Below are 15,098 nucleotides of genomic sequence, written 5' to 3'. Positions count from 1 at the left end.
CCCTTACCGGGTATATTCGCTGCAAGATCCCGGAATAGTAAGGCTCATCGCACAATGCAAAACCTCGGGTATGCCCGCGTAAGCACAACGGAACAGAACCTTGATTTGCAGCTGTCTGCGCTGCGAGCTGTCGGTTGCCACGCTGTGCTGACCGACGAGGGCATATCTGGATCCGAGTTCACCCGACCAGGGCTTTCGAAATTACTCAAGCAATTGCGCGCCGGTGATACGTTGACCGTCTGGCGGCTCGATCGGTTGGGGCGCTCATTATTCAATCTCATTAAGCTCGTCAGGGAGCTTGAGGAGCGTGGTATTCAATTCCGTTCATTAAGTGAGAGCATTGATACCGGGACGCCAGGCGGACGACTTCTTTTCCATCTGCTTGCTGCGATGGCCGAATTTGAACGCTCATTGGTCAGCGAGCGCACGCGTGCTGGTATGGCGGCTGCCCGAGCAAGGGGCAGCCGTATCGGTCGCAAGCCAGCTATGTCACCGGAACAGATAGCTGAAGCGACCAGCGCATTCGTTGATGATGGCATCAGCCTCGAGGATCTTGCCAAGCATTACTCAATTCATCCGAGAACGCTTAAAAGTAAGATGAGACTGATTTCATTAGTTGGTGATGGTGTCAGTAAGCCGATTAGCTGACAAATGGATATTCGACTGTGTGATCTCCTCACCACGCAGCAATGCTGATACCCAGCGACCACTGGGCCGCTGCACGCCATTGTTCAGGGCTTTTACGCGATATGCGAGCAGCCGAGCTACATCTCCATACGTCCGCGGCTGACGAAGCCAGATCAGATACTCATGACCGCAGACCTTACGGAAGTCCTGATCGTAATTCAGCGGAAACGGTTCGATGTCATCTTCAAGCAGCTTGCAGACATCGCCAAGAGTAAGTGGCACGCCGTCATTCACATAGGCACCGGACACGTCATCGTGGTCTACGAATGATTCAAACCGATTACGGAAGAACCGGCGGAGGTTTAATTTATCGTATTTCACGTTCTTCTCTAACGTCAGTAAAATTGTTCACGCCACCGGAGGTGGTGTGTTCTTCATGATATTTAATGGGAATATCCGATTATAACCGGATTTTTTGGCTTATTCTGTAACGCTCAACATAAGTTCTTTCTTACTTATATAAGAAGAAGAGATATTAAGCCGGGCGTTACAGTCACAAGTTCATCCGGTTAAAGTGCAACTGCAGCCGCTGCCATCTTCAGGTCCCGGTTACGGCGAAGCTTTGCGACCCGCGCCCTCGTTTTCTCACGCCGGTTGTTGAGGCGGTCCATTGCCACCGGTGAAACACTGCCATGTTTGTCAGCCATAAAGTTAGTGACAGACTTTGTGGCTCCGGCGCACCGAGTAAACAATGGGCATTCGATGCATTGCTTAGCGTCTGCGGAATGAGCGCCGGGGATGCCAAAGCATGCAGGAGCAAGATCTAACTCTTGCAGAGGTGCAACATTTTCATTGGTAGCATAACTCGACATTTCAGAACGAAGATTTCTCACCACACTCTTGCGACCGCCTTTCGGAACAGATTTCATGGCAAGACGTAACGGCAAATGGCGGGTCGCGAGACACTGGCGTTCAAGTTTCAGTGACCAGTTGCCTACACTCTCGCCCAGTGTTTCCAACAGATAAGAACGAAATTCATTCTGCACCGGGAATCCGCGGTAATGTTCGATACGATACTGAGCAAGATCTCCGAAGCGATTGACGACAGTGGGGAGACGTTCCAACAACCATTTTTCAAATTCGATCGGCCAAGCTACACCCGAATTCTTGGACCCGAAAAGCTGAGCCGGACGAGGTGCATTCTTCCAGGTGTAGTTACTCGCAAACCAGAACCCGAATTCAATCAGCAGCTCGTATGGCAAGCCGAGAAGATCCGCTCGCTGCCTAGCGTTCCATACTTCTGTCAATGAACGACTAGGATGGCCGAGAATGCGAGTGCTTAAGCCCTGGGCGCGTTCAGCCAACCCGTGATCGTTCTCACGACGGAGATAATTTTTATAGCCAACCCGATAAAGTTTCACGAAAAGCTTCGTCGCCTCAAGGGGCGTCATGAAGCGATAAGCATACCACTTTGAGTGTGCTGCATCTCGTTCTCCTTTCAATACGCTTGGCATAACCAAACGCAGTGATTCAATTGCGTCGTTGCGCTTAGCAATCTCCAGATCGTCAATTTTTGACATAGTTTTTCCTTCGGACAGGATGGCCTGACCGTTTTGAGTTTCGATAGATGTGCAGCGCTGCTATTTCATTTATAGCGCCCGAGAAAACGGAACGCTTCACTTTGTCAGAAAAATCTAAAGGGGCGCCAGTTTGGTGCTAAATCCTGATCGGCTACTTACTTTATAGCAACAAACGAAACGGACTGTATGCGATTGTCAGAATACGAATCTCTTTGACTCGAGGATCGTCACCAGCGCGTTCCGTGGTGCTTGGTGCTGACATTGTGCTTCCGGGTCGTCGGTGCTCGCCAGTGAGTCTCTCTGGCGATTTTTTGATATGGGAGGATCCGACCCAAGTTTCATTCCGGAGACGGAAGGCATCCCCATTGGCACACTTGCATTCTTCTAAGACTTCGATGATCGGCATCATACATGCTGCTGCTGATCTAACGCTCGGCAGATTGATCGTGCATTAATGAGGAGGTTGCATTTCACCGACGCTGAAGAAGGATGGCGGCGGCGCGTCTCTTACAATCGTCCAGGCAAATACGTCTGGCTACGTCTATCGTCCACCAGGCATCATCGGGGCGTGGGTTCGATACTCAGAAGTTGCATCCGGTATGAATTGCCTGGGCTGATTTCGGGTCGCTGTGGGAAAGCCATCGAATATGTTTTCGGCGCTGCACCGTAAGGGCTCCAAGAAGCGAGTTATTACGGTGACGTTCGAAGTGTTATCATAGATCGATCTACGTGATCATCTGCAGCGCTTTAGAAGGGGCTTCAATCTCGAGATAGATCGTCCCGGCATAGGCCAATGTTGACAGATTCCCAAAAACGTCGAAATCGGCCCAAATACGTAAACTTTTGTCAACATACGTCAACATAGCGCACCTAAAACACGAATATTCATCAACATTCTAATCGCTATGATTGTCGTTGGTGGCTATTTTCAGTGCTTTCGGAGCGCTATGTTTACATTGGCGGGTGTTTAATTGGTTGAATGTAAACGTCGTAAATCAATTAATGGTTGAGTTAACCGAGGCGACTGACCAGGCTCTCAGCGTTCAGGTGCGTGTAGCGCTTCAGCATCGACAGCTCGCGGTGCCCCGATATGGTGCTGACTTCCATGATGTTCAGTCCAAGCTCGAAGAAGCGGCTGACGGCTTCGTGGCGTAGGTCGTGAAATTTCAGATCCACGATGCCGGTGCGCTTGATCACGCGCTTCCACGTCTGCTCGAAAGCTGAGATCGTCATGCCGAACGGCATAGATTTATCTATGGTGTCGCTCTGCTTGAGTGTCATCAGTGCTTCATAAGCACGCTTTGATAGTGGAATCTCGCGACTGGTGCCGTTCTTGGTCATAGCCAATGAGATCACCCTCCGGTTATGAGAAATATCTGACCACTTGAGGCCAAGAATTTCTCCACGGCGCATCCCGGTCTCGATTGCCAGGACGACCAGCGTGCGAAAGCATTCGATCTTACCCTCATCACAAGCATCGAGAAGGCGCTGCTCCTCGGACGCACTCAAGCGGCGTGAACGTGCATTGTTGATTGTCGGTCGCCGGATCATTTTCACAACATTCTGAGCGAGGGGGTAGCCCCAATCACGCATGGCGACGTCAAGAACGTGACTGAGGATTGCAAGCTCACGAACTGCGGTGGCTGGCTTCACTGTTTTCAGACGCTCGTCTCTGAACGAAGCTATGTCCTGCTGAGATAAGCCGACCAGTGTCCGGTAAGCGAGATCGTGACGCTGTAGCACGCCTAAGCGCTGTGTCTCTTGAGTAGCGCCACGTTTCGACGGCGAGACTTCTTCAGCGTATCGCTTCATCAACGCGCCAAGCGTCGTGCTTTCAAGTATGCGCGTATCTGGTGCAGCGCCGAACTTGTCGACCTGGCTTTCCAGATCGCGCGCCCACTTCTCGGCTTCTGTCTTGCTGTCGAACGATTTGCAGCGTGGTTTCATTCCACGTCTGCGAACCTGGGCTTGCCAGCGCCCCCTGAGTTTGCGGATGGTTGCCAAAGCATGATCTCCAATAGATATTGAAGATCACGCGTAGGACGCCCCGGATGGGGAGCCAAGAATTATCCCGGCTGGTAGACTTCATTAGCCGGGAGGTCGAGACTTAAAATTTCTTGGAGTAATAAGGTAATGTCCTCTGGACGTAAGTCCACGATTATGCTGAATATGTAAGTATTACAATACCTAATCCTAAACGAAAAGGGTCGGGTGAATAGATTTAATCTTCTTGCCCGTCCGAGTGACGAGCGAGTTGAAGCAGAAAAGCGATCGGATCCACTGTATGCTTGAGCCTTTGCATATTTCTCGTGACTTAGTCATTAAGAGCGCTTTTATATCCGCGGTCACAAACTTTGATTATGCGATAGCGAATATATTTCCTCTCCTAGATCGTTTTGGAGAGCAGAGAAAAGCTCAAAGTAAAAAGTTTTATGATCGTCTGCGGAACGATATTGTTTCAGGTTGCGTCATGCCACCGATTACTCTTGCGTTTGTAAATCCTGCGCTTTCAACCGAAGCTGATCCTGAGGTTCTCAGCGAATTTATCAACAATAATATCGCTGATGGATACATCCTTGACGGTATGCAAAGAATGATAACCCTCAAGGATGCTTCGACATTAAACGGTTACGTCGGCACCCGCACTCTCTACGTTAATGTTATCGTCGCTGAGAGGTATGATCTTCTTTTGTATAGGATGATAACACTCAATAACGGGCAAAAGCCTATGACTGCTCGGCATCAGATCGAAATGCTGACCAAAGGTGCGATAGATATCTCTGGCACAAACCTGGAAGTAGTTAGCGAGAAACAAACAGAGTTAACAAAGATACGCAACGCTTTCCGTATGTCCGATGTAGCAGAGGCTTATACTGCTTACCTATCGGATAGTTTGCATAACCAGAATACCAAAATAATAGAGAGTAAGTTGGACGAAATACTCGTTGGTCGGGTAATGGAATCTGACATAACAAACGCACAATACACATTTTCAGAGATATTAACTGAGATCGCACGACTTCAGTCTGTCGATCAAAACAGAGATTGGCTGCGCCAAGTCAATAATCTTATTGGATTTACAGTAGGTGCGAAACGATCACTTAATGATATAAGGGCTGTTAATCCTGCAGATTTCAGTCAGAAAATAATTACATTCGAAGCAGCCTTCGATGCTATTAATACATCGAAAGTGAATGTCGGGAAATATCGGAGAGAGTTAAGTCGTCATTATATCGAGAATATTGCTGAGCTTGCGGCTTTTGATCAATCGCAGTTAGAAGAGCTTTTTTTCAATGAAACGATGACCGACTGAAATGCCATCGACGTTCAAAATCAAAGACGGATTATCACAACTGGGCATCAGAAAGCCTTTCGGCGTCAATGAGGAAGGGGTTCACGCCTTTGAGTGTTTAAGAATACTTTGTGGCACAGTAAATCTTCACAACAAATCAGACGGTTCTGTAATAAAGTTAAGAAACTGTTTTCTTACACAGGCCGTTAGGAAGCTAAAGGTAAATTCCCTTAAAGAAATAATAAACTCCGCTTTTGATGGGGATATGTCTTTAGATGATGTCGATAAATACTTGAGTAAGACATCTGGGGTTAATAAAGATTTTTGGATGAAAGTTAAAGGTGAGCTTTGCTTGACTTTGGCATGTTGGAGTAAAAATCAGTATACTCGAGCTTTCCTTCATATATATAGACTTATCGAAATGACGTCTGTAGCTCTGCCTCTATTTTACGCGAGTGTTGAGCATAACTATTTAAAATCTCTCGAGTTCCTTAAGGGGCTTCCACAGAATCCGCGGGATGGAGATCTCGCAATATTCCGGAAGTTTGTATCCATTCTCGCTAAAGAGGGAGGCTACGAAAAACTAAAGATGGAAGTCTTCTACTCAAAAGGAGATCTCACCTGGGACGCAAGGTATACGAAGCAGATTTACGATTACGTTATCTCTGCGGAGAGACTAACAGCTTCGATAGATACCGCCGCTAGTAAGATTGACATTCCCTTTAGCGAATTTCCATCTTTTTTCGTCACATTCAGGAACAGACTGTTTCACAGCATGTTGTCGGCGGAGAATTTGGATCTTGATCAACTAGGAGGGTCGGATGCAGCCTGTGAGCCACTAATAAATCCGGCATTGAATTGGTTTACCATGATGCTCTGCGTTATTCTGAAGCAAAACGCTGCTCGATACATCTAGAACGACCGTGCCGCAAGCGTGGCTCGCGATTTGAAATTATCACTGGGTCGCGCAGCCGAAATCACCCGGCGAGGGCGTATTCCATTTAAGCGTCTGTTTTCAATAATAAAATGGCGGAGAGGGTGAGATACCAACCCACGGTGGAGCGACCTCCGGTAACGATGAATTGCATACGTAGAAACGCATCCTTGTCTGCACCTCGTGGTTGATGCTAGATCACCTAAAAATGGGGTGGGTTATGCGTAAGTCTTTTGTTTGCGCCGTTGCAGGCGCCTTGTCAGCTTTTTTTATAATTTCCGCTGGAGCGGCTTCAGCGTCTGAAACTAGCTTCGGCCCCTTTACGGTTGATGATACTAAGCCAAATGTAATCGAGATGAATGGCATCATTGAGCCAGGGGCTGCTCTGGATTTTCGTAGAGCTCTCCGGGCAGCACCTAATGCCAAATTGGTGATACTGAATAGCGATGGTGGCAACGTCCAGGCTGGGTTGCTTATAGCCGACGACATTAACCAGCGAGCCCTGGCAACTTACATTCCAAAAGCGAGCAAGTGCTATTCCGTATGTTCTTATATCTTCTTGTCGGGCAAGGAGCGCAAGGCTGATGGCGAGCTCGGGGTTCATCAGATCTCGTCAGACTCACCTGATTTAGTCGGCGCTCAATTGGCAATATCGGACATTATAGAAGTGTTAAGCAGATTTGATACACCGCCAGCGGTCACGCAGATCATGTTCAAGACACCGCCAAATGAGATGCACGTATTCAATCAGGAAGAAATTGAGCGATACAAACTTAATCGTTCGCAGGCTGATCAATCAGCAGGTAGCGCAGTTTCGGTTAAGAGTGCCAAGGCCATTTGGTCGAAAGAGATCGTTGATAAAGCTGTCGCCGAAATTGTTGCTTTTGAAAAAGACGGCGTTGCCGCATGTGTCAAAGACGCGGGAACCAGCATTAGCTATGCAGTGAAGCAGATCGATTTGAACGGTGATGGTATAATGGAACTCGAGATTGCAAGTTCTCCAGCGGAACTGGGGAATGGCGCGAGCATGTGTTTTGGCAGAGCCACCCAGAATATTTATCTACTGATCTCTGATGGAAATGGTGGTTGGAAAAGAGAGTTTGGTTTTGATTCTGCCGGACTTGAATACCTGCCACGTGAGAATGGGCAGATGGCGGATGTTGTCATTGGTGGGCCAGGCTTTTGTTTTCCGACTTGGCGGTTCATCGATGGCAGCTACCATCTTTGGAAAAAGTGTGAAGACGGAAAAGAAGTTTTGGCAGAGGGCTTTCCAGGTGCAGATCGTCAGGAGGTTATGGTAGCAGCCGCTAAAACGGACACTAAACAGGGTATTTTACCGCACCCAGGAAAGGTCTCGGTGACAACGCGATCGCCGGAATTTGATCACAATGGGTCGTTGATGCTGGTCGACCATAAGAACGGGATCATAGCTTATAAAAGCCCTAAGAAGTCGATCCGTGGAACAATATCGCCCGGTCAGGTTCTGTTCAAAGGCCATCCTTGGGACTATTTTGCGACTGGCCGTCCAATTGAGGGGACGGCTTACGTTTTCAAGAAGGGTTGCAGCCCGGCCCCTTATCGAGTCAAAGGCCAACTAGAAGGCACTTGGCACACACTTGTCCTACGAGGCGCAGCACCTGTTCGGAAAAAGGGCTCATGTAATATTGAAAAATATTCGCTAACCAGCCCTAATGCTGAGCTGCGTTTTGAAAGCATCTTGGATTGAGATTATTACCGGAAATGCAGATACCGAAATCCCTCATGAAATTATCACGGTTTTCAACCCTGTCTGCGGACTTGCGCCTGCCAGCGACCTCTTAGTTTGCGTATCGTTGCCATGTGATCTCCGATAGATATTGAAGATCACGCGTAAAACGCCCCGCATGGGCAGCCAAGCCCTATCCCGACCGCCGACAATGGATGTCCAATTTGGAAGGTAATTTTGCTTGATCCAGACGTGGAGCTAGATTCCCAACACGGGGTTATCGCTCCATCGCGCTGATCAGCTCGATCTCATTTCGCGCATCTACCACCTTGATATCGCTCTCGCGAAACAGTTCCACTGCTTCCCGGAAGGCCTGTTTACGTTTTGAGGAGTCTTTTGGCCCTTCGACGGCGACGACCACATCGGGTGGAAGTTTGCCCTTCAAGCGATTGATGGTGAATAGCCATTTATTACCGTGGTCAAGAATACGTGTTGGCTCATCCTGACCGAGATAAATGGGCTTCAAAACCCTAAGAGGCGTATTTTGGATAATTTCCACAAACGGGAATTTCGCCGAATAAACTCCATCTGAGAATGCCATCGGCTTGAAATGGCGACCAATGTCACGCAGTTTCAGAATTCCTCGGACGTGCTTTTCCAACAAACCTTCACGATAAATAGAGCCAGCAAAGTTCCGTCTGACATAATAGTTGAATAGTTCGTCGAGCTTATCCTTGGGATTATCGGTCATCGCGAAACGGACGTCACTGAATCGGATTACTCCTTCGCGATCCTTTGTCAACGCGTGAAAAAGATGCTCGGCGTTGTCGCTTAGCTCGAACTCAAAACGGCTCTGCCCGCTCCCTGTATGACCGGCGAGATCCCTGATCCGCTTCAGCTCTACATAGTAGCTCTTTAGAGCGCCGCGAATAGTCGTTGCCTCAACGCTATCGAAGAAGCTTGTCAGCCTGCTAAGGCGTCTAGTCTCGAGTCTAAAGTCTAGATAGCCCATTCGCGGCGCGACGAGCACTATACCAATGTTAGCGAATTCTTCCGTTTCGACGTGTGGCTGGAAACGGATTATCGCATAGCTTACAGCATGCTTTTTCATGTTCGTTCCCAAAACGCTGGCACCCTATGTCGCTTCAGTGTGCTCTCAATACGATCGAGCGACAAGTTAATATCGACCGTGCAGGCGTCGTCTACATAGTGCCACCGCTCTGGGATGTCACCAAGGATCTGGGGTAAATCCATCAAAGCTTCTTCAAACCTTGCATTATAACGGTCCTGAAGATCCCTCTGGTCGCATATTTCACAGAGTGAACTACGAAATATATGGCTTTGAAGTTGTGAATGAAGCGTTACTTCCTCATCGAAGGCCAAATTGTGATCGATGACAGCAAGCCGGTGTGCTGTCTCCGACCAAAGGAGATTAGGATTTCCGCCGGCGTCGGTTAGCGTGCGGTCACCGTTTTGAATCCACCAATCGAACGCAGCGATGTCGTGTTTCACCGCCGCCGGAGCCTGGTGAATGTTGACGAAAGACATTTCATTCGCGCTCTCGACGTTCTCCGAGCCGAAAAGGAATCCGAATCCAAGGTCCCGCAAGGCTCCACCACGGCCAGCTTCATACAGCTCCTGTGGAACCGTGACGATACAAAAACGCGGAACAGGCAAACCCAGGCGTAAAGCAAGTTGACCTGCAACCCACTCTTTCACTAGCGAGTCGTAACCAGCACCTTTTCCCTTAACAAAATAGAGTTTTCCATCCGAGCCACGGCAGATGTAAGGCTCGGTTGCCCCCTGCTCAGAACGCCTCAGCACTTCATCGATCTCGATCGGCATCGGTCCCCACGCACGCCACACAGTAGCAAGCGTTTAGATCACATAGTAACGAGAAGTCCAAGAGCAAGAGTGTGCCACGAGTGTGGCTGATCTGCTGGCACAGACCGGACTGGTCTGCAAGCCCGAAAATACCTATCAGGAAAACACGCGACCTTGAAGTGATATGGCGGAGAGGGTGGGATTCGAACCCACGGTGGAGTTACCCCCACGCCGCATTTCGAGTGCGGTACTTTCGACCACTCAGCCACCTCTCCGCATTGTGCACTACGGTAAAACGATCTATGAAAATCGCGCCGTCGGTAAGCATCTAAAGCGAATGCTAAGTGTGTAGCGGCTCAATAACGGGCCAAACACAATTAGACAAGACCTAATTTGCATTCCTGGACGAAAATTCTTGACTTTTCCGCTACCTCATATCTATAAGCACCTGACTTTATGTGTGGGGTAGTCTGCGCTTATTGTTTTGATTGGAGATTTCCGGTTTTCCGGGCTCTGGTCAGGAGGCTGAAAAGCTTCCAAAATCAATCGACTGATAAAAAGACGGCCCGTGCCTGAGGCGCTTGCGTTGCAGGGTATGAGAGCTGGACCGAACGACCCGAAAGGAAAACAAATGTTCGCAGTCATTAAGACTGGTGGCAAGCAGTACCGCGTTGCCGCAAACGACCTGATCAAGGTTGAAAAGGTTGCTGGCGAAGCTGGCGACATCGTAGAATTTGCAGAAGTTCTGATGGTCGGCACGACCATTGGCGCGCCAGTTGTTGAAGGCGCTCTGGTAACGGCTGAAGTCGTTGAACAGGGCCGCGCTCGCAAGGTTATCGCGTTCAAGAAGCGTCGCCGTCAGAATTCCAAGCGTACCCGCGGTCATCGTCAGGAACTGACGACCATCCGTATCTCGGAGATTCTCACCGATGGTGCGAAGCCTTCCAAGAAGGCAGAAGCCAAGAAGGCAGCTCCGAAGGCAGACGCCGCTGAAGGCGAAGCCGCAAAGCCAAAGAAGGCAGCGCCTAAGAAGGCTGCAGCCAAGGCTGAGTCGGCTGAGTAAGTAGAAGAGATTAAAGGAGAAATCCAATGGCACACAAAAAAGCTGGTGGTTCGTCGCGTAACGGTCGCGATTCAGAGTCGAAGCGCCTTGGCGTAAAGAAGTTCGGTGGCGAAGCTGTCGTTTCTGGCAACATCATCGTGCGCCAGCGCGGCACGAAGTGGCATCCGGGCGCCAATGTTGGCCTCGGTAAAGACCATACTATTTTTGCTACCACCAACGGTTCCGTTGCTTTCCGCACGAAAGCCAACGGCCGTACCTACGTATCGGTTAACCCGATCGCGGAAGCAGCAGAGTAAGCCGGACCTCTATAAAGTACCGGCGTCCCATGGACCCGGTACATATGGCGACCTGCCAGAAGATCGAAGGGAAGATGGGACAACCATCTTCCCTTTTTTCATCTGGAGGACAGAACAATGGTCGTCGAAGTCTTAGAAGAAGATTATTACGAGAGCTGTAGTGAGCGGGAGGCCAGCTATGCTGTTCTCTCGCCGGGTTTAGAGCACGCACTGGATTGCCCCGTTCTCGTTACTGACAGGCTGGTTCTTCGCCCGCCACACACCGAAGACGTGGATGCAATTTCCTATCTTGCCAATAACGCCCGCGTCTCCGCTATGCTCGCCCGTATGCCTCATCCATACACCCGCGAAAATGCTGTCGATTTTGTCGAGCGTGTCCGAAAAGGCGAGATGGGCAATTGCATTTACGCGATTACCCAAGCTGAAACCGGCATATTTATGGGTTGTTGTGGCATCCACGCGCATAAACATGGCGAGGGGCTGGAGATCGGCTATTGGCTGGGCGAGCCCTATTGGGGTCATGGCTTTGCAACCGAAGCCGCCCATGCATTGATCGATCTGGCCTTCCGGGCCACGCCGATCGAGCGGTTGCATGTTTCATGCCGCGCCAGCAACGGTAGCTCTCGCCGTGTGATCCATAAGTGCGGCTTCCAGTTCAGCAACATGGGCATGTCGGATTCGCTCGCTGCCGGGAATGTCCCTGTCGAGCGCTATGTTCTTGACCGGCGGACCTGGATCGGCCTGAGAAGCTGGCAGTCGTAATCAAAAAGACGGTCCTGCGCGATAACCGCAGGACCGATAAAGATCGGGGAATATAATGAACGATATTTATGCTGTCGCCCGTGAAAGGGTTGTTGTTCGCGCACTGGACAAGGGAGACCTGCACCGGTTCCGCGCGATACGGCTTTCGGCTCTGCAGCTCGCGCCACAAGCCTTCGGCTCGACCTTTGAAGAAGAAAATGCCTATTCCGACAATGTGTTTGCGCGTCGTCTGGAACAGGTGAACGGCAATGTCATTTTCGGTGCATTTGATGGCGAAAACCTGATGGGCATTGCCGGGATGTTCCGGCATGAACGCAAGTCGGAGAGGCACCGTGGCACTCTGGTCAGCGTCTATGTTGCTCCCGAAGCACGTGGGTTGGCTCTGGGCAAGGCGCTCGTTGGACGGATTATCGAACATGCGGCGCAGCATGTCGTGATACTGGATGCAAAGGTCGTGGCAACCAACGAGCCTGCGAAGCGCATCTATTACGGGCTCGGCTTCAAATCCTACGGCGTTGAGCGCAAGTCGCTTTATGTGCAGGGTCAGTATCTGGATCAGGAGCTGCTCTATATCGATTTCAGTGATCCTGCGTGGAAACTGAACTTAGGCTGAAACCCTTATGTTTGAGTGAATTGAATTTGACGTTTGTTGCTTGTAGCGGCGTGATGCAAATGTCGAAATCAGACCACTAGCTGTTTGCAGGACAAGGGTTTTGCTGTAATTGCAAATCGGATTGCGCGAGATTGCGTGCGGTCCCAAGTTTAAGACGCGCTACGATACAAGTTTCGAATGCGTCACAAGAGGTAAGTTCAATGAAATTTCTCGATCAGGCCAAGATTTACATTCGCTCCGGCGCGGGCGGTGCAGGCGCTGTTTCGTTCCGGCGCGAGAAGTTTCTTGAATTCGGCGGTCCTGACGGTGGCGATGGCGGGCGCGGCGGCGATGTCTGGGTTGAAGCTGTCGATGGTCTCAATACGCTGATTGATTATCGCTATCAGCAGCACTTCAAAGCCAAGACCGGCATGCATGGCATGGGTCGCAACATGACCGGCGGCAAGGGCGATGATGTCGTACTCAGAGTGCCGGTTGGTACGCAGATTTTTGAAGAAGATAATGAAACGCTGATTTGCGATATTACCGAGCTCGGCCAGCGTTATCGCCTTGCCAAGGGCGGGAATGGCGGCTTTGGCAATCTGCATTTCACCACATCCACAAACCGTGCGCCGCGCCGTGCCAATCCCGGCCTCGACGGTATTGAGCGCACGATCTGGTTGCGTCTGAAGCTGATTGCCGATGCTGGTCTGGTCGGTTTGCCGAATGCGGGTAAATCCACATTCCTCGCAAGTGTGACAGCGGCCAAGCCAAAGATTGCTGACTATCCTTTCACCACGCTGCATCCCAATCTTGGCGTGTCGCGTGTCGATGGCCGCGAGTTTGTGATCGCCGACATTCCTGGTCTTATCGAAGGTGCAAGCGAAGGCGTGGGCCTTGGCGACCGCTTCCTTGGCCATGTCGAGCGCACGCGTGTGCTGTTGCATCTGGTGTCGGCGCAGGAAGAAGATGTGGCAAAGGCTTACACCGTCATTCGTGGTGAGCTCGAAGCCTATGAGCATGGTCTTTCTGACAAGACTGAAATCGTAGCGCTGTCGCAAATCGATACGCTTGATCCGGATGCGCGCAAGGAAAAGATCAAGGCACTGCAGAAGGCCTGCGGGCGCGACCCGCTGCTGCTTTCAGCCGTTAGCCACGAAGGCTTGAATGATGTCTTGCGCCAGCTTGCAAGCGTGATCGATAAGAGCCGTGCAGCGGAAGCTGGAACAGCCGAAGAAGAATAACAGTTGAGGACGCGGCGCAGGAACTGAATGCATGTTGAAACAACTCAAAGATTATCGCCGCATCGTTATCAAAATCGGATCTGCGCTTCTCGTAGATCGTTCATCGGGCCTCAAACAAAGCTGGCTTGAAAGCCTGGGCCAGGACATTGCCAGCCTTTCGCGGGCAGGTGTGGAAGTCCTAGTCGTTTCTTCGGGGGCCATTGCGCTTGGCCGTACGGTTCTTGGTCTGCCGAAAAAGTTGTTGAAGCTTGAGGAAAGTCAGGCTGCCGCTGCTGCGGGGCAGATCGCACTCGCCAAGGCTTATGCCGATGTGCTCGGTAGCCACGGCATCAAGTCTGGTCAGGTTCTGCTCACACTGGCCGATACCGAGGAGCGTCGCCGTTATCTCAATGCGCGCGCGACCATCGAAACATTGCTGAAACTCGGTGCAGTCCCGATCATCAACGAGAATGATACAGTCGCAACCACCGAAATTCGTTATGGCGACAATGATCGTCTGGCGGCTCGTGTTGCAACCATGATGGGCGCAGATCTTCTCATTCTGCTTTCGGATATTGATGGGCTTTATACAGCTCCGCCACATAAGAACCCGGATGCGCAGTTCCTGCCTCTTGTGACGGCAATTACCCCGCAAATCGAGGCTATGGCGGGAGCTGCCGCATCCGAGCTATCCCGCGGCGGTATGAAGACCAAGCTTGATGCGGGCAAGATTGCCAATGCCGCAGGCACGGCAATGATCATTACATCCGGCACGCGTATGGCGCCGCTTTCAGCCATCGATCATGGCGAGCGCGCAACCTTATTTGAGCCGTCGCGTGCGCCGGTCAATGCCTGGAAGACATGGATTTCCGGCAATCTTGAACCTGCAGGTAAACTGCTGGTCGATGCGGGTGCGGCAAAGGCGCTGAAGTCTGGCAAATCGCTACTACCCGCAGGTGTCAAAGAGATCGAAGGTCAGTTCGAGCGCGGCGATACGGTTGCAGTGCTGAATGAAGAGCGCCGCGAAATTGCGCGCGGCTTGATTGCTTATGATGCCGACGATGCGCGCAAAATTGCCGGGCATAAAAGCGATGAGATTAGTAGCATTCTTGGTTATGATGCGCGTGCTGCGATGATACATCGCAATGATCTGGTTGTGCGCGGCGTGACTGCGGTTGAGACAGAAGAAGCATAAAGGGT

15 protein-coding genes and 1 tRNA gene are annotated in these 15,098 nt (G+C 50.6%); 10 read left to right on the top strand and 6 right to left on the bottom strand.

Translation table 11 applies throughout. From position 1 onward, the window contains the following. Positions 1–54: 54 nt before the first annotated feature. Positions 55–648, top strand: coding sequence for a recombinase family protein (locus tag C9380_RS11110; protein WP_128093541.1), 594 nt, complete (start codon positions 55–57; stop codon positions 646–648). Here C9380_RS11110 and C9380_RS11105 read toward each other — a convergent pair. The 3 genes from C9380_RS11105 to C9380_RS11095 all read right to left on the bottom strand — a co-directional run bounded on the left by C9380_RS11105 (position 613) and on the right by C9380_RS11095 (position 4,211). Further along, on the bottom strand, positions 613–1,008 hold the full coding sequence (locus C9380_RS11105; RefSeq protein ID WP_128093540.1) for a hypothetical protein: 396 nt from the start codon (positions 1,006–1,008) through the stop codon (positions 613–615). The genes C9380_RS11110 and C9380_RS11105 overlap by 36 nt on opposite strands. Positions 1,009–1,196: 188 nt before the next feature. Continuing rightward, positions 1,197–2,207: a hypothetical protein gene (locus C9380_RS11100; RefSeq protein WP_128093539.1), complete on the bottom strand. Its 1,011-nt coding sequence runs from the start codon at positions 2,205–2,207 to the stop codon at positions 1,197–1,199. Positions 2,208–3,218: 1,011 nt separating this feature from the next. Further along, positions 3,219–4,211, bottom strand: a complete 993-nt coding sequence (locus C9380_RS11095) for a site-specific integrase (protein ID WP_128093538.1) — start codon at positions 4,209–4,211, stop codon at positions 3,219–3,221. A 280-nt stretch (positions 4,212–4,491) separates the two neighbouring features. On the opposite strand from C9380_RS11095, the gene C9380_RS11090 reads away from it, so the two are divergent. From C9380_RS11090 to C9380_RS27375, 3 genes are all read left to right on the top strand, one after another. Further along, positions 4,492–5,520, top strand: coding sequence for a hypothetical protein (locus C9380_RS11090; RefSeq protein WP_128093537.1), 1,029 nt, complete (start codon positions 4,492–4,494; stop codon positions 5,518–5,520). Position 5,521: 1 nt separating this feature from the next. Further along, a complete protein-coding gene (locus C9380_RS11085) occupies positions 5,522–6,415 on the top strand; it encodes a hypothetical protein (RefSeq protein ID WP_128093536.1) in 894 nt (297 codons plus the stop codon). A 238-nt stretch (positions 6,416–6,653) separates the two neighbouring features. Beyond that, complete coding sequence (locus C9380_RS27375; RefSeq protein WP_247877645.1) at positions 6,654–8,159, top strand: COG3904 family protein; 1,506 nt, start codon at positions 6,654–6,656, stop codon at positions 8,157–8,159. A gap of 256 nt (positions 8,160–8,415) precedes the next feature. Here the strand turns inward: C9380_RS27375 and C9380_RS11075 are convergent, their stop codons facing one another. From C9380_RS11075 to C9380_RS11065, 3 genes are all read right to left on the bottom strand, one after another. Further along, entirely contained in the window at positions 8,416–9,249 is an 834-nt protein-coding gene (locus tag C9380_RS11075; protein ID WP_128093535.1) for a DUF3037 domain-containing protein, read from the bottom strand. Next, the gene (locus C9380_RS11070) at positions 9,246–9,983 is read right to left on the bottom strand and encodes a HipA family kinase (protein WP_128093534.1); all 738 of its coding nucleotides are present in this window, start codon (positions 9,981–9,983) and stop codon (positions 9,246–9,248) included. Before C9380_RS11070 ends, C9380_RS11075 begins: the two co-directional genes overlap by 4 nt. A 164-nt stretch (positions 9,984–10,147) precedes the next feature. Further along, positions 10,148–10,237 (bottom strand) — tRNA-Ser (locus C9380_RS11065). A 356-nt stretch (positions 10,238–10,593) separates the two neighbouring features. On the opposite strand from C9380_RS11065, the gene rplU reads away from it, so the two are divergent. The 6 genes from rplU to proB all read left to right on the top strand — a co-directional run bounded on the left by rplU (position 10,594) and on the right by proB (position 15,093). After that, the gene (gene rplU, locus C9380_RS11060) at positions 10,594–11,025 is read left to right on the top strand and encodes a 50S ribosomal protein L21 (RefSeq protein ID WP_024895852.1); all 432 of its coding nucleotides are present in this window, start codon (positions 10,594–10,596) and stop codon (positions 11,023–11,025) included. Between the two features lie 26 nt (positions 11,026–11,051). Then, complete coding sequence (gene rpmA / locus C9380_RS11055; RefSeq protein WP_007876947.1) at positions 11,052–11,321, top strand: 50S ribosomal protein L27; 270 nt, start codon at positions 11,052–11,054, stop codon at positions 11,319–11,321. Positions 11,322–11,438: 117 nt separating this feature from the next. Next, positions 11,439–12,083: a GNAT family N-acetyltransferase gene (locus tag C9380_RS11050; protein ID WP_128093533.1), complete on the top strand. Its 645-nt coding sequence runs from the start codon at positions 11,439–11,441 to the stop codon at positions 12,081–12,083. A 55-nt stretch (positions 12,084–12,138) separates the two neighbouring features. After that, positions 12,139–12,696, top strand: coding sequence for a GNAT family N-acetyltransferase (locus tag C9380_RS11045; protein WP_100558537.1), 558 nt, complete (start codon positions 12,139–12,141; stop codon positions 12,694–12,696). Between the two features lie 200 nt (positions 12,697–12,896). After that, entirely contained in the window at positions 12,897–13,919 is a 1,023-nt protein-coding gene (gene obgE / locus C9380_RS11040) for a GTPase ObgE (protein ID WP_128093532.1), read from the top strand. 31 nt (positions 13,920–13,950) lie between these two features. Then, positions 13,951–15,093: a glutamate 5-kinase gene (proB, locus tag C9380_RS11035; RefSeq protein WP_128093531.1), complete on the top strand. Its 1,143-nt coding sequence runs from the start codon at positions 13,951–13,953 to the stop codon at positions 15,091–15,093. Positions 15,094–15,098 lie beyond the last annotated feature (5 nt).

This window comes from Brucella pituitosa (assembly GCF_003049685.1).
Classification (GTDB): domain Bacteria; phylum Pseudomonadota; class Alphaproteobacteria; order Rhizobiales; family Rhizobiaceae; genus Brucella; species Brucella pituitosa.
The sequence above is the reverse complement of the archived record's forward strand: the minus strand, read 5'-3'. Positions and strand labels throughout refer to the sequence as shown.

Excerpts from the sequence above, each read along its gene's own strand:
- C9380_RS11050 (WP_128093533.1), top strand. The coding sequence starts at position 11,439 with ATGGTCGTCGAAGTCTTAGAAGAAGATTATTACGAGAGCTGTAGTGAG.
- C9380_RS11085 (WP_128093536.1), top strand. The coding sequence starts at position 5,522 with ATGCCATCGACGTTCAAAATCAAAGACGGATTATCACAACTGGGCATC.
- C9380_RS11075 (WP_128093535.1), bottom strand. The coding sequence starts at position 9,249 with ATGAAAAAGCATGCTGTAAGCTATGCGATAATCCGTTTCCAGCCACAC.
- rplU (WP_024895852.1), top strand. The coding sequence starts at position 10,594 with ATGTTCGCAGTCATTAAGACTGGTGGCAAGCAGTACCGCGTTGCCGCA.
- proB (WP_128093531.1), top strand. The coding sequence starts at position 13,951 with ATGTTGAAACAACTCAAAGATTATCGCCGCATCGTTATCAAAATCGGA.
- C9380_RS11100 (WP_128093539.1), bottom strand. The coding sequence starts at position 2,207 with ATGTCAAAAATTGACGATCTGGAGATTGCTAAGCGCAACGACGCAATT.
- C9380_RS27375 (WP_247877645.1), top strand. The coding sequence starts at position 6,654 with ATGCGTAAGTCTTTTGTTTGCGCCGTTGCAGGCGCCTTGTCAGCTTTT.
- C9380_RS11110 (WP_128093541.1), top strand. The coding sequence starts at position 55 with ATGCAAAACCTCGGGTATGCCCGCGTAAGCACAACGGAACAGAACCTT.
- C9380_RS11045 (WP_100558537.1), top strand. The coding sequence starts at position 12,139 with ATGAACGATATTTATGCTGTCGCCCGTGAAAGGGTTGTTGTTCGCGCA.
- C9380_RS11090 (WP_128093537.1), top strand. The coding sequence starts at position 4,492 with ATGCTTGAGCCTTTGCATATTTCTCGTGACTTAGTCATTAAGAGCGCT.
- obgE (WP_128093532.1), top strand. The coding sequence starts at position 12,897 with ATGAAATTTCTCGATCAGGCCAAGATTTACATTCGCTCCGGCGCGGGC.
- rpmA (WP_007876947.1), top strand. The coding sequence starts at position 11,052 with ATGGCACACAAAAAAGCTGGTGGTTCGTCGCGTAACGGTCGCGATTCA.
- C9380_RS11070 (WP_128093534.1), bottom strand. The coding sequence starts at position 9,983 with ATGCCGATCGAGATCGATGAAGTGCTGAGGCGTTCTGAGCAGGGGGCA.